At 54.8% G+C, this 12,551-nt stretch carries 16 protein-coding genes and 1 riboswitch; of the genes, 8 read left to right on the top strand and 8 right to left on the bottom strand.

Going from position 1 to position 12,551, the window contains the following annotated elements; translation table 11 throughout:
* Nucleotides 1–13: 13 nt before the first annotated feature.
* Complete coding sequence (locus KIH39_RS21710) at nt 14–1,018, bottom strand: SMP-30/gluconolactonase/LRE family protein (RefSeq protein WP_213495318.1); 1,005 nt, start codon at nt 1,016–1,018, stop codon at nt 14–16.
* Nucleotides 1,019–1,236: 218 nt separating this feature from the next.
* Between KIH39_RS21710 and cysS the strand changes: the two genes are divergently transcribed.
* The 8 genes from cysS (at nt 1,237) to KIH39_RS21750 (ending at nt 7,129) form a co-directional block, all read left to right on the top strand.
* Nucleotides 1,237–2,790: a cysteine--tRNA ligase gene (cysS, locus tag KIH39_RS21715; RefSeq protein WP_213495319.1), complete on the top strand. Its 1,554-nt coding sequence runs from the start codon at nt 1,237–1,239 to the stop codon at nt 2,788–2,790.
* A gap of 65 nt (nt 2,791–2,855) precedes the next feature.
* Entirely contained in the window at nt 2,856–3,140 is a 285-nt protein-coding gene (locus KIH39_RS21720; protein ID WP_213495320.1) for a hypothetical protein, read from the top strand.
* Nucleotides 3,137–3,640 carry a putative toxin-antitoxin system toxin component, PIN family gene (locus KIH39_RS21725; RefSeq protein ID WP_261352942.1) on the top strand — a complete coding sequence of 168 codons (504 nt, stop codon included), beginning with the start codon at nt 3,137–3,139 and terminating at the stop codon, nt 3,638–3,640. Before KIH39_RS21720 ends, KIH39_RS21725 begins: the two co-directional genes overlap by 4 nt.
* Nucleotides 3,641–3,647: 7 nt before the next feature.
* Nucleotides 3,648–4,163 carry a crossover junction endodeoxyribonuclease RuvC gene (ruvC, locus tag KIH39_RS21730; protein WP_213495322.1) on the top strand — a complete coding sequence of 172 codons (516 nt, stop codon included), beginning with the start codon at nt 3,648–3,650 and terminating at the stop codon, nt 4,161–4,163.
* Complete coding sequence (ruvA, locus tag KIH39_RS21735; RefSeq protein WP_213495323.1) at nt 4,160–4,801, top strand: Holliday junction branch migration protein RuvA; 642 nt, start codon at nt 4,160–4,162, stop codon at nt 4,799–4,801. The genes ruvC and ruvA overlap by 4 nt, the downstream gene beginning before the upstream one ends.
* On the top strand, nt 4,798–5,079 hold the full coding sequence (locus KIH39_RS21740) for a hypothetical protein (protein WP_213495324.1): 282 nt from the start codon (nt 4,798–4,800) through the stop codon (nt 5,077–5,079). Before ruvA ends, KIH39_RS21740 begins: the two co-directional genes overlap by 4 nt.
* Nucleotides 5,080–5,118: 39 nt before the next feature.
* Entirely contained in the window at nt 5,119–6,141 is a 1,023-nt protein-coding gene (gene ruvB, locus KIH39_RS21745; protein ID WP_213495325.1) for a Holliday junction branch migration DNA helicase RuvB, read from the top strand.
* Nucleotides 6,142–6,247: 106 nt separating this feature from the next.
* Nucleotides 6,248–7,129, top strand: coding sequence for a LysR family transcriptional regulator (locus KIH39_RS21750; RefSeq protein ID WP_213495326.1), 882 nt, complete (start codon nt 6,248–6,250; stop codon nt 7,127–7,129).
* Nucleotides 7,130–7,205: 76 nt separating this feature from the next.
* Here the strand turns inward: KIH39_RS21750 and KIH39_RS21755 are convergent, their stop codons facing one another.
* The 7 genes from KIH39_RS21755 to thrC all read right to left on the bottom strand — a co-directional run bounded on the left by KIH39_RS21755 (nt 7,206) and on the right by thrC (nt 12,119).
* A complete protein-coding gene (locus tag KIH39_RS21755; protein ID WP_213495327.1) occupies nt 7,206–8,345 on the bottom strand; it encodes an aminotransferase class V-fold PLP-dependent enzyme in 1,140 nt (379 codons plus the stop codon).
* Nucleotides 8,346–8,393: 48 nt separating this feature from the next.
* Nucleotides 8,394–8,672: a hypothetical protein gene (locus KIH39_RS21760; protein WP_213495328.1), complete on the bottom strand. Its 279-nt coding sequence runs from the start codon at nt 8,670–8,672 to the stop codon at nt 8,394–8,396.
* On the bottom strand, nt 8,669–8,962 hold the full coding sequence (locus KIH39_RS21765; RefSeq protein ID WP_213495329.1) for a hypothetical protein: 294 nt from the start codon (nt 8,960–8,962) through the stop codon (nt 8,669–8,671). Before KIH39_RS21765 ends, KIH39_RS21760 begins: the two co-directional genes overlap by 4 nt.
* 68 nt (nt 8,963–9,030) lie before the next feature.
* Nucleotides 9,031–10,080 carry a ThiF family adenylyltransferase gene (locus KIH39_RS21770; RefSeq protein WP_213495330.1) on the bottom strand — a complete coding sequence of 350 codons (1,050 nt, stop codon included), beginning with the start codon at nt 10,078–10,080 and terminating at the stop codon, nt 9,031–9,033.
* A gap of 42 nt (nt 10,081–10,122) precedes the next feature.
* Nucleotides 10,123–10,440, bottom strand: coding sequence for a hypothetical protein (locus KIH39_RS21775; RefSeq protein ID WP_213495331.1), 318 nt, complete (start codon nt 10,438–10,440; stop codon nt 10,123–10,125).
* A gap of 112 nt (nt 10,441–10,552) precedes the next feature.
* The gene (locus KIH39_RS21780) at nt 10,553–10,825 is read right to left on the bottom strand and encodes a MoaD/ThiS family protein (protein WP_213495332.1); all 273 of its coding nucleotides are present in this window, start codon (nt 10,823–10,825) and stop codon (nt 10,553–10,555) included.
* Nucleotides 10,826–10,859: 34 nt separating this feature from the next.
* Nucleotides 10,860–12,119 (bottom strand): threonine synthase, encoded by a 1,260-nt coding sequence (gene thrC / locus KIH39_RS21785; protein WP_213495333.1) that lies wholly within the window; start codon nt 12,117–12,119, stop codon nt 10,860–10,862.
* Between the two features lie 141 nt (nt 12,120–12,260).
* A riboswitch (SAM riboswitch) is annotated at nt 12,261–12,390 on the bottom strand.
* Nucleotides 12,391–12,551 lie beyond the last annotated feature (161 nt).

Below are 12,551 nucleotides of genomic sequence, written 5' to 3' on the forward strand. Positions count from 1 at the left end.
GATCTTAAACCACCTACCAACCCTTGGTCTTCGTCTTCACTCGGACCAGGTTGTCATTGGCCGTGATATACAGGGTGCTGCCGTCGTCGCCCCAGTTGCAATTCGCGGTCGGAACGCCCGTCGCCAAAGTTCCTAGATGCTCGCCCTTCGAATTAAACACCCACAGGCCGCCGGGGCCGGTCGCCCAGAGATTGCCCGATTTGTCGATCTTCATGCCATCGGGTAAGCCGGGGTTGCTATTCTTGACCCATTTTGTGGAATCGAAAAAGACTTTTCCTTTGCCCAGCGTTCCGTCTTCTTTCACCGGGAACGCCATCCAAACGGCGACTTCCGGATCGGAGTTCGCCACATAAAGAGTCTTTTCATCCGGGGAAAGGCAAATGCCGTTGGGGCGGGTCAATTCCTTGGTCAAAAGAGTTAGCTCTCCCTTGGCCGACAGACGGTAGACGCCCTGGAAATCGAGTTCCTTGGCCGGATCGTCCATACCCTTGGGAAGACCATAGGGCGGATCGGTGAAGTAAATGTCGCCGTTGGACATAATGGTCAGGTCGTTCGGGCTGTTGAAGCGTTTGCCCATGTATTTATCGACCAGGTTTTCGACTTTTTTGCCGTCGTACGTCGCAAGCCGTCGTTCGCCATGCTGGCACATAATCAGCTTGCCCTTGGCATCGATGGCGAGGCCGTTCGAACCCGGTTCTTTGCCGGTAAAAGGGGCTGAGCCGGTGTAACCGGAGTTTTCGAGATAGGTTTCCAGGCCTTTACTTTCGCACCAGCACCAGATTTTGTTGCGGGGAATATCGGAGAAAAGTACAGCCTTGTGTTCTTTGGACCAGACCGGTCCTTCCGCCCACTTGAACTTCCCTTCAGCGAGCATCTCGATGACAGTTCCCTTGGGCACCAGGGCATCGAATTCGGGGCCATTGCTAACGATTTTTCCAAGGGTCTTCGACTGCCCGTAAGCGGAAGCGCCCGGCACAAAGATCACGGCAAGAAGGAGCAGAATTCTGCAAAATCTCATGGAAACTCCTGGAGAGTAAGGATCGGAAAATCTTCAACCGAGGAAGGTAAGGCCATCGTACTTCGGAGTGAGCGAGATACAAGCAAAAAATACGGGAGGGATTTACCGGACTATGATCCGCTCGCCGAGGAAACGCGAATTGCTAAACTGGCATAGCTGAGATAATTTGGAAAGTGCCGGCACGAAGTCGGCACGGCACGTATTTTCAGGAAGCTACCATGTCTGCCGCTTTGCCGCCGCTTCAGGTGTACAGCACGCTGACCCGCAAAAAAGAGATCTTCCCCAAGATTCCCGGCGAAGCAGTCACCATGTACGTCTGCGGACCCACCGTTTACAAGCCGAGCCACATCGGCCATATGGTCGGGCCGATCATCTTCGATACCGTCAAACGCTATCTCAATTATCTGGGCTACGACGTGAAGTGGGTCGTCAACATCACCGATGTCGACGATAAGCTGATTGCCCGGGCCGCCGAGAGCAAGACCACGGTCGCCGAGCTGGCCCAGAAGATGACGGCCGATTATTTCGATTGCCTTAAGAAGCTGAATGTTACGGGCATTGATCATTTCCCTAAGGCCACCGAATATATCCCGGCCATGATCGACACGATCAGCAAATTGATCGAAAAAGGGGTCGCTTACGATGCCGGGGGCGATGTCTATTTCAACGTATCCCAGTTCAAGGATTACGGGAAACTGTGCGGCTTCGATCCCGATGCTTTGGAAGCGGGCAGCCGGATCGAAGTGAGCGGTAAGAAGAAGAATCCGGGCGATTTTGCCCTCTGGAAAGCGGCCAAACCGGGCGAACCCGCCTGGAAATCCCCCTGGGGTGAAGGCCGGCCCGGCTGGCACATCGAATGCACCTGCATGGCCATGGATCAACTGGGTGAAACCATCGATATCCACGGTGGCGGGCTGGATCTCCGCTTCCCGCACCACGAAAACGAACTGGCCCAGAGCGAAGCCTACTCCGGCAAACCGTTTGCCAAGATCTGGATGCACAACGGCCTCTTGAAGCTCGGCTCGGGCAAGATGGCCGGTTCCATCGGCAACGTGCTGAATGTGGCCGATGCATTGAAACATGTGGGTGGTGAGGTGTTGCGGTTCTTCATGCTCAACACGCACTATCGCAGCCCGATCGACCTGGGGGAATGGGACCCTCGCGATAAAGATGCTTCCCCGATTCCATCGGGACTGGAGGCCGTCAAAAAATCGTATGAGAACTTCTCGCGTTTCGCCGAGCGGTATCAGCGGATCACCGGCAAGAGTTTTTATGCTCTGGAAGCGCCCACGAAGGCTCGCGAAAAGACCTTCCTCAACGCTCAATTCGGTGAACTTTATAGCCGGTTCCGCGAGTTGATGAACGACGACTTCAACACCGGCGGTGCCTGCGGGGTACTCTTCGAATTGATCACGGCGTTGAATAAACTGGCCGATTCCGCGAAACTGGAAGATCCCAAAGCGGATGAAACTCAAAAGCCCGCATTCCTCGAAGGGGCGCTGCTTCTCAAAGAGTTATCGCAGATTTTGGGACTATTCTTTGAAGAGCCCAAGGCGGCGACGCTGGGGGGCGACGACAAACTGGTCGCCGGATTGATGCAACTGTTGATCGAACTCCGGGGTAATCTGCGCACTGAAGCCAAGAAGCTGGAAAAGGGCAACCCGGCCGTGAAGGTGATGTTCGATCAGACCGACCTGATTCGCAAGAAACTGGCGGAACTAGGCGTGGTGATGGAGGATCGCGCCGGCGGGACGACATGGAAGGTGGGCTAGGAACCTGGATTGAGTTGGCACTGTCGCTGAGATAAGATAATTAAATCGGCATTTGAGCTAGTACTATGAGTATCACAATCCATTTACCCGAGGGCACGGAAACCAAACTCCGCCAGAAAGCGGAGCTAGCGGGCGTGTCTATTGAACGCTATTTGACGAATTTGGCCGAACTCGATCTGTCTGGCGAAAGCAGAACCTTCACTAGAAAATCCTTCGATGAAATTCTGGCACCGGCTCGGCAAAGTTTTGTCGAATCTGGTGATTCGGAAGCCGAGTTGACTCGCGTTTTTGAGGCAGCTCGTAACGAAGTCTGGTCCGAGAAACAAAAGACTGGCCTACCCACGGAATGATTTCGAAAAGCCCAAAAGTCGTTTTCGATTGCATGATGTTTTTGCAAGCCGCCTTGAATCCTTCAGGGCCAGCTGCCGCGTGTCTCCGTGTATTGGAAAATCAGCTGATTCGAGTCCTTGTCACACGGGAAATTCTCGAAGAAATTGAGCAGACGCTACGCAAGCCCCTCATTCAGACAAGATACCCAAGACTAACGGAAACTGTCATCCTGGAATTCATCGAACGAATTATCGAACTAGTCGAAATTCGACCTCCGGTTGCAAAACGATTCACTTATATACGGGATCCCAAAGATGAGCCTTACATAAATTTGGCGATAGCGGAGGACGCCAACTATCTCGTCAGTCGCGATCGAGATCTTTTGGACTTGGCAAAAATCGATTATCCCGATGCGGCGCTTCTCAGAAGAGAAGCGCCTAATTTGAATATCCTCGAGCCCATTGAGTTTTTGAATACTATTCGGGACAACTTGCGACTCCGCGAACAATTCGGACAATAAAGCATTAATGCTCATCCTCGGCATCGATCCCGGTCTGAATACCACCGGCTATGGTCTGCTCGAATACTCCACCGGGAAAATCCGACTGGTGGAAGCCGGGGTGGTGCGCTCGCTCCCCTCCAAAAAACAGTCCGATCTGGGTCTTCGGCTCAAAAGTCTGTTCGAGGGAATTTCGGAAATTGTCGATCAGTACAAACCGGAAGCCATGGCCATCGAACAACTTTACTCCCACTATGCCCATCCGCGCACGGCCATCATCATGGGCCATGCCCGGGGGGCCCTGCTGCTGGCCGCCGGGATGAAAAATATTCCCGTTCACCACTTCAAGGCGACGCAGATAAAAAAGACCATCACTGGTCACGGCCACGCCAGCAAGGAGCAGATTCAGGCGACCGTTACCCGGGAACTGGGACTGCTGAAAGCACCCGAACCCTACGATGTCACCGATGCCCTCGCGGTAGCGCTGTGCTTCGTATTTTCCCGAAAAATGACTGAACAGACCTCTCGAAAGCGGGCGATATGATAACCAAGATGACGGGCATTCTGACCCGGGTCCTCGACGATGAGTGCCGGGTGCAAATCGGCCCGTTCGAATATCAGGTGATGATTCCGGAGTATCTCCGCCGCAACATTCAAACCAAGACGGATGAGGAAATCACGCTGCACATCAGCGAATACCTGGAAGGTTCGCAGATGTCCAACCGGCTGATCCCTCGACGCATCGGCTTTTTGAGCGAACTCGAACTGGAGTTTTTCGATCTCTTCTGCACCGTGGACAAAATCGGCGCACGCAAGGCATTAAAAGCTCTCGGCCGGCCGATCCGCGAAATTGCCGAGGCGATCCAGCGCAGCGATGCCAAATGGCTGACCACGCTGGCGGGCATCGGCAAAACCTCCGCCGAGCAGATCATCGCCACGCTCAAAAGTAAGGTGACCAAGTTCACGCTATTTTCGGAGGGTACTTTCGGCTCAGCCCCCGAACCGCTGGGCGCCGGGATTGATCCTCAGGTGGTCGATGATTCGTACGCCGCGCTGACCAATCTGGGGATGAATCCCTCCGAAGCGCGGGATCGGATCGATCAGGTATTGAAATCGGGGCAGAAACCGGCTACGGTACAAGAGTTCATTAGTTTGGCGTTTGCGGTGGGGAAGAAGGGATGACTTTAAACATTGAACTGAGCGAAGAGAAGCTATTAGCTCTTCAGAATTTGGCTGCGGAACAAAACACGACGATAGAGCACTTACTGGAAACGATGATTGAACGAGTTCTCGTTCACAAAAGCCAAGTTCAAAAAGTGGGTGAAAGCTTGGAAGCGAAGAACTCGGAACTTTATAAGCGGCTTGCGGTGAATGACGTCAGTCAGGAAGTGTTTGAAAAATTTAAGGACAGAGCGTTTAAAGACCATACCGAGACATTAAAACGTTTGGCCGATAGCTAGTCCGCTGAGCTCTGAAATTGCACCTTTTTTGAAAGCCGCATGCCACGCGAAACCATTATCTCCGGCACTACTGAACCCGACGACCGCAAGCGCGATGCGGCCCTGCGTCCGAAGCTCCTGCGCGAAGTCATCGGCCAGAAAAAAGTGGCTCAGCGATTGGGCATTGCCGTCAACGCTTCTCGCAAAACCAAGGAACCCCTCGGTCATATTCTGTTTGACGGTCCACCCGGGCTGGGCAAAACGACTTTTGCCACCGTGCTGCCCAACGAGTTGGGAACCAGCATTCAAATGACTTCCGGCCCGGCCCTCTCCAAACAGGCCGATCTGCTGCCCTATCTGACCAATCTTGAAGAAGGTTCGATTCTCTTCATCGATGAAATCCACCGGATGCCGCGGGTCGTCGAAGAGTTCATCTACCCGGCCATGGAAGATTTCCGCATCGATCTGGTGCTCGGTGATGGTGTGAATGCCCGTACGATTTCGATGAATCTCAAGCGATTCACGCTGATCGGGGCCACCACCCGCAGCGGCATGCTCTCATCGCCGATGCGTGATCGCTTCAAGATGCAGGAGCATCTCGATTTTTACACGATCAACGAACTGGCGGAGATCGTCCGAGTGAATGCCCGAAAGTTGGATACGAAAATCAGCGAGGAAGCGGCTCTGGAACTCGCCCGCCGCAGCCGGGGTACGCCGCGCATCGCCAACAGTCGATTGTCGTGGGTCAGAAATTTTGCCATCAGCGAAGCGGACGGCTCGATATCCATGGAGATTGCCAGACGGGCGCTCGATATGGCCGAGGTCGATTCGGAAGGGTTGGACAAGCAGGATCGCCGGTATCTGGAAACCCTCATCGATGTGTTCGGGGGCGGACCTACGGGCGTGGAAGCGATGGCCGCGACAATGAATATTCCGAGCGATACACTCAGCGATGAAGTCGAGCCCTTTCTGCTCCGAGAGCAGTACATTGTCCGCACCCCTCGGGGCCGGCTGGCCACGCAAAAAGGGTTTCTGGTCGTCGGCCGCAAGCAATCGACGGACGGCAGCAGCCTGTTCGAATAGATTCCCCGCAACTCTTTCGGCTTTCCGTCTCGCATCGCCGAAGTTGGGCGGTCGGCAGTGCCATAGATAAATACAATCTGAATTATACTTTCGATAGGCACTGAATATGGAAATCCAGCAACTTCGATACTTCGCCCGCGCGGCGGAGTTGTCCAGTTTCACGCGCGCCGCCGAGGCTTGCTTCATAACGCAGCCGACGCTTAGTCAGCAGATTCTCAAATTGGAACAGGAACTGGGCCAGCCGCTCTTCGAGCGCCTGGGGCGAAGTGTGAAACTCACCGAAGCGGGCAAGATCCTCAAAGAAAGAGCCGATCAGATTCTTGCTCTCATGGAGGATGCCGCGGCCCGCATTACCGATCAGCCCGACGCGGGCCGACTGGTGATCGGGGCGATTCCCACCATTGCTCCCTATTTATTGCCCCGGCTGATCGACCGCTTTTCCAAACTGGTGCCCAAGGCCGATTTGGAAATCGTCGAAGATGTTACGCCGGTATTGCTGAAGAAGTGCCAGTCCGGCGAAGTCGATCTGGCTTTCATGGCCTTGCCGCTGGAAGCAAGTGGTCTGAAAATCAAAAAACTCTTTACCGAGAAGCTCCGTTTAGTCATGAAGCGCGGTCATCCTCTGGCCGCGAAAGCGTGCGTCTCGCTCGACGCGGCGATCCAGGAGCCGTTTCTATTACTGCACGATGCGCATTGTCTGGCCGAGAGTACGATCAGTTACTGCCGGCAGAAAAATGTGATACCGCTGGGTACTTCCCGGCTGAGTCAATTGAGTACGATTATCGAGTTGGTGGCCTTGGGGCAGGGGGTGACGTTGGTGCCCGAAATGGCGGTACCCAGGCATATTAACAATGGCTGCGCATACCGACAGCTCGATGGCGAGCAGCCGATGCGGACCGTAGTCCTGATCTGGAATGATTATCGGTTCGCCACGAAGTTGTTCACGCGATTTGTCAAATGGGCGGAACAGGAGCTTGCGAAAAAATGAGCCGTATATCCGGATGGCTGCATTGCATCGGGGATTAGCGGATCACAGGAAAAGCTGCCTCCGGCATAGTCGTTAACTATGCCAGGATTTCCTTCAACGCCCCGGCCAGCAGATCGATATCGGCTTCGGTGTTAAATGGTCCGGGGCTGACCCGCACCAGACCATCCGGATAGGATTTGAACGCTTTGTGAATGTACGGCGCGCAGTGGAGACCGGGCCGGATGGCGATATCGAAGGCCTGATCCAGAATGCCACCGATCTCCGCGGCCGGTAACGCTTCGGTAAAGAAGCTGAGGGTGCCCACCCGCCGCGACATATCCCGATGGCCGACGATCGTGAACTGGCCGATTTCATCCAGGTGTTTCCAGAGCCGTTCGACCAGTTCGACTTCGTGCTGGTGAATCTTCTTCAGGCCCTGTTCCTGCACCCACTGCAGCCCGGCGATCAGCCCAGCCACACCGAGCACGTTCGGCGTGCCGCCTTCGAGGAAATAGGGATAATCTTTCGGCTGAGTCTCGCTCGAGGAGTCGCCGCCGGTACCCCCTTCGCGCCAGGGATTCACATGCACCCCGGGAGCGACATAGAGCACCCCGACGCCCGTGGGGGCAAACAAACCTTTGTGTCCCGGCAGGGCCATTAGATCGATGTTCGCGGCCTGAACGTCGATCGGTAGCACACCAGCGGTCTGAGCGGCATCGACCAGAAATAAGACGTTCTTTTCCCGGGTAATCTTGCCGATCTCCTCGATGGGTTGGGTAGTCCCCACCACATTGCTGCCATGCGAAATTCCGACCAGTCGCGTCTTCGGAGTGATGGCCTTCGCAACCGTTTGCGGATCAATGGACCCCTGCCCATCGGACGGGATACGGGTCCACTCGATAACCCCGGCCAGTTCCAACGCGCGTAACGGCCGGCTCATGGAATTGTGTTCCATGTCGCTGGTGATCACATGATCACCCGGCTTAAGCACCCCCTTGATGGCCATGTTCAGGGCATCGGTGCAGTTCAGAGTGAAGATGAAGCGTTCCGGACCTTTGCCGTTGAAGAACTGATTCAGACGATGCCGGCCATCCGCGAGTGTATGTTCGGAAGCGAGAGCCATTTTGTGGCCTGCCCGTCCCGGATTGGCGAGCGAGTTGCGCGCGTAGCTGTCGAGAGCCTTGTAAACCGACTCGGGTTTGGGGAATGTTGTCGCAGCGTTATCGAGGTAGATCATTGAAGGAGTTCAGGGGAACTTAACGAGTAATTGGGTCGTTCATTGGGATCAAATATTCTCTTCATCCCAGCTTATTTGAATAATTTCGAGTATGTATACTGCCCGATGGGTGAAGTCGATGTGGTAGCAAAACCTCAGTAAGCCGAAATCATGCGTGTACAAGCCTTCAGAATGGTACTTACCAATCGAATCGGGATGTCTCGAGAGAGCTTTATTAGCTATGTTTTCACAGCGGGTAATTTCATTTTTATCTGCTGCCGCATTATAGATTCTTGCCAAATCGAGATCGGCTCTTTTTTCCCAGTGGACGATAAAAGGGGGGTTCACTTTTCGTCCTCGGCCCAAAGTTTTTCCATAAACGCGAGAAGCTCTCCATCGGACATTGGAGTTCCTCGCTTCTCCAACTCTGCTTTCAGCAATGTCTGATGCTTGCGTACTTTCTCCGTGCTGATACCTTTAGTGGGAGCCAGCCGGTGCTGACGAAGCCGTTCCAGGGCGCGGTGAATTGAAGCGTCCGCTTTCACAATTTCCTGACCGTTGGCATCGACGACGCGCAACTGATCATTGGAATTCCGAAACTGCTCGGTTTGCTCTTCTGTTAATCGGATGGTAATCATAGGCTGTGCCCTTTCGGGTGCTACAAGAAATCCCTTCCTAATTATTATAACTGATCCGCACTTCCCTGTTAATGCCCGATGTACTTCGAGTACAAGATACGTGCTTTTTCGATGTCATCGGTTCCCTTGATGATCGCCCGGCCATCGGGGAACACCGTGAAGTTGTAACTCTCCACATCGAACTTCAGCAAGAACTTATTGAAACTGACATTCCCGGATGAAACGAGGTTCTTGGAAAGATCCTCGAAATTCAGTTTCACGCCGTTGCGGTTGCTCACCTGCACGCTGTTGCGGCCGCATAGGCTCACGGCCTGGGAGCCCTGCATGCCTTCCAGCCATTCGAAGCGGCGATGCTTACAGCAGGGGCAATCGACCTTGCCCTTCAGTGGGGCGATCTTAATCCGGCGATTGGTGTTTTCCCACATGTCGAGATAGATCAACTCGCGATTGATCGCGGCGGTCTTTCCGGCCAGAATTTTGAAGGCTTCCAGCGCCTGATAGCTGGCGATCACGCTGACCACCGGGCCGAGTACGCCGGCCGTTTCGCAGGTGCCGACATCGCCTGGACCGGGGGCCGCTTCGAAAACGCAGCGCAGACACGGGGTTTCCCCCGGCAGAATAGTCATGCTTTGGCCGTGCGAGCCGATCACGCCGCCGAAGACCCACGGTTTGTTCAACTTCACCGATGTATCGTTGATCAGATAGCGGATCTCGAAATTATCGGTGCCATCGAGTATGACATCGACGTCCCGGCAGAGCTCTTCGATATTGGTTCGATCGATATCGGCGACCACCGGTTCGATGGTGACATTCGAATTGACTGCTCGTAACTTATTTGCGGCGGCGACCGCCTTGGGAAGGTTGGCGGCCACATCGGCTTCGTCGAAGAGTACCTGCCGCTGCAGATTCGAAGGTTCTATGAAATCGCGATCGATAATGCGAACGAACCCGACTCCGCCACGAACCAGGTGATTGGCGAGAACGGTGCCGAGTGCACCGCAGCCGCACAGGGTGACGCGGCCGTTGATCAGTTTTTCCTGACCCGCTTTGCCAATGGGGCCAAAGCGCATCTGCCGGCTGTAGCGTTCGGTCAGGTTTTCATCGAGTTTACGTTGCATCAGTAGTTCCGAATCTGAAATCGGCCGGCAGGGCGGCTGGGGTTATTTCACCCCGTTGGTTTCCAAAAAGTCTTCGAGGAATTCCACCACTTCGCTGGGCCACTTTTCCTGCTTAGCAAAACCTACCAGCGTAATTACATCTTCTTTCGCGCGGACCAGGTCGGGCCCTTTAAGCCGTTGCAGATAAGTGGCCATGTATTCCAGAGATTCCGTGGCCGCGACATCGTTGATGATGTCCTCGGCCGAACCTTCCAGGAGTACGTAGCCGTGCAGCATGGCCAGGAACATCGGCGAGATGCCAAGTTCCTCCGGGATCAAGGGCAACAGTGCGACGCCTTCGGGGACTTCTTCCTCGGACATGACAAGCTCTCTCGGGCCGTCCGAATTTTCGTACCTTCGCCGGGAACGATCCCGGCGAAACCTGAAATCAGGTACGAAGTCGGCAGACTATGCAGTTGATTTTATTCGGACTTCAGCCGCCCGCGACGGCAGGGATCAAAGCGACGAGGTCGCCCTCCTTCACCGGGCTTTGCAAGTCGTCCAGAAAGCGAATATCTTCATCGTTCAGATAGATATTCACATGCATCTGAAGCTTGCCCTCTTTGAAGAGCTTCGGACCGATCGCCGGATGCTTGACGATCAGGTCTTTGAGAACGGCCTCAATGGTGCCGCCGCTGGTTTCCACATCGGACAGCCCGCCGGTGGCTTCTCGCATCGGCGGGGGGATCTGGACTTTCACAGACATGAGACTAATTCCGTTTCTTTCTAAAGCTTCGCTTTTACGACAGCACCGGTACCGAATCGACCAGCGGGATGAAATCGTCCAGCGTCGGACGGATCACAACTGGCTGCTCGACCGCTTCGAAGATGGCGTCCTGCGTCTTCAAACCGTTGCCGGTGATGCAGATGACGATTTCTTCGTTACGGGGAATTCGGCCCTGTTCAATTAGTTTACGGCAAACGGCCAGAGTGGTGCCGCCGGCTGTCTCGGCGAAGATCCCTTCGGTCTGTGCCAGCAGCTGCATGGCTTCCACAATTTCCGTATCGCTCACATCTTCGGCCCAGCCGCCGGTTTCCCGAATCAGCTTGGCGGAGAACGGTCCATCGGCCGGGTCGCCGATCGCCAGACTCTTGCAAATGGTGTTCGGCTTGCGGATCGGCTTGTGCCGGTCGCGATTGCTTTTCACGCAGTCGGAAATCGGATTGCAGCCGGTGGCCTGCGCGCCGTACATCTTGGTGGTTGGCGCTTTGTCGATCAGGCCGACACGATAGAGTTCGTGAAAAGCTTTGTGCAGCTTGCCGATGAGACTTCCCCCGGCCATCGGTGCGACAACGTGCTGCGGCACGCGCCAGCCGAGGTCTTCGGCGATTTCGAAGCCCATGCTCTTGGAGCCTTCGGCGTAGAAGGGCCGCAGGTTGATGTTCACGAAGCCCCAGCCGTATTTGAAGGCCACCTGAGTGCAGAGGCGATTGACTTCGTCGTAGGTGCCCTGCACGGCAATCACTTTCGCGCCGTAGATACTAGTGCCCAGAATCTTGGCACGTTCGAGATCGGCGGGAACCAGAATATAGGCTTCCAGTCCGGCGGCGGCGGCGTTAGCGGCCACACTGTTAGCCAGGTTGCCGGTCGAAGCGCAGCCGACGGTTCGGAAGCCGAATTCGCGGGCTTTGCTCAGCGCGACCGAAACCACCCGATCCTTGAAGGAAAGAGTGGGGAAATTCACGGCGTCGTTCTTGATCCAGAGTTTTTCCACGCCCAAGGCATCGGCCAGCCGGTCAGCCCGAATCAGCGGGGTGCCACCGACCTGCGGTCCCACGGTCGGTTCGCCGTCCAGAGGTAAGAGTTCCCGATAGCGCCACATGTTGCGCGGCCGCATCTCGATTTTCTCCCGGCTGATGCAGGGCTGGATGGCGTCGTAATCGTACACGACTTCCAGAGGTCCGAAATCATCCGAGCAGAAATTGACGGGGGATTTGGGGTAGAGCTTGCCGCAGACTTTACACTGCAGGCCCTTCACGAAATCGGGAACAAACGGCACGGTAATTCCTCTCTCTCACGGAGTTCATCGATAACAAGAGAGAGTATCAACCAGATAGAGCTTCAGTAACTTCCACTGAAACTACTCAGAGATAAGAAGATGGTGCAGAACGATCCGAAAGGTTTTCGAAGGTCTGGCACGATCTTATCTTCCCCGGTCGCCCGGGCAGGAATTAGCACCAGCATCGAAAGCCAGAATTGAAATCTGGGGAGTTTTCGACCGGTTGCTGTGGCATCAAAGGGCCTGCGCCCTCCGCCACTCTGGATAAGATACTCTGGCGCGATGTTTACACATCACGATTTCACCATATTACATTGCCCGTACGAACTTGGCAACAGCGCAGTTAAAAAAACCAACATCCGGTAGCGAAAAGACTTCCATCCGGAACAGCTTGCCCGGATTAACGGGAGCAAATCGCGAATCGGAGGTCAT

Source organism: Telmatocola sphagniphila (assembly GCF_018398935.1).
Lineage (GTDB): Bacteria > Planctomycetota > Planctomycetia > Gemmatales > Gemmataceae > Telmatocola > Telmatocola sphagniphila.

Excerpts from the sequence above, each read along its gene's own strand:
- KIH39_RS21710 (WP_213495318.1), bottom strand. The coding sequence starts at position 1,018 with ATGAGATTTTGCAGAATTCTGCTCCTTCTTGCCGTGATCTTTGTGCCG.
- cysS (WP_213495319.1), top strand. The coding sequence starts at position 1,237 with ATGTCTGCCGCTTTGCCGCCGCTTCAGGTGTACAGCACGCTGACCCGC.
- KIH39_RS21720 (WP_213495320.1), top strand. The coding sequence starts at position 2,856 with ATGAGTATCACAATCCATTTACCCGAGGGCACGGAAACCAAACTCCGC.
- KIH39_RS21725 (WP_261352942.1), top strand. The coding sequence starts at position 3,137 with ATGATTTCGAAAAGCCCAAAAGTCGTTTTCGATTGCATGATGTTTTTG.
- ruvC (WP_213495322.1), top strand. The coding sequence starts at position 3,648 with ATGCTCATCCTCGGCATCGATCCCGGTCTGAATACCACCGGCTATGGT.
- ruvA (WP_213495323.1), top strand. The coding sequence starts at position 4,160 with ATGATAACCAAGATGACGGGCATTCTGACCCGGGTCCTCGACGATGAG.
- KIH39_RS21740 (WP_213495324.1), top strand. The coding sequence starts at position 4,798 with ATGACTTTAAACATTGAACTGAGCGAAGAGAAGCTATTAGCTCTTCAG.
- ruvB (WP_213495325.1), top strand. The coding sequence starts at position 5,119 with ATGCCACGCGAAACCATTATCTCCGGCACTACTGAACCCGACGACCGC.
- KIH39_RS21750 (WP_213495326.1), top strand. The coding sequence starts at position 6,248 with ATGGAAATCCAGCAACTTCGATACTTCGCCCGCGCGGCGGAGTTGTCC.
- KIH39_RS21755 (WP_213495327.1), bottom strand. The coding sequence starts at position 8,345 with ATGATCTACCTCGATAACGCTGCGACAACATTCCCCAAACCCGAGTCG.
- KIH39_RS21765 (WP_213495329.1), bottom strand. The coding sequence starts at position 8,962 with ATGATTACCATCCGATTAACAGAAGAGCAAACCGAGCAGTTTCGGAAT.
- KIH39_RS21770 (WP_213495330.1), bottom strand. The coding sequence starts at position 10,080 with ATGCAACGTAAACTCGATGAAAACCTGACCGAACGCTACAGCCGGCAG.
- KIH39_RS21775 (WP_213495331.1), bottom strand. The coding sequence starts at position 10,440 with ATGTCCGAGGAAGAAGTCCCCGAAGGCGTCGCACTGTTGCCCTTGATC.
- KIH39_RS21780 (WP_213495332.1), bottom strand. The coding sequence starts at position 10,825 with ATGTCTGTGAAAGTCCAGATCCCCCCGCCGATGCGAGAAGCCACCGGC.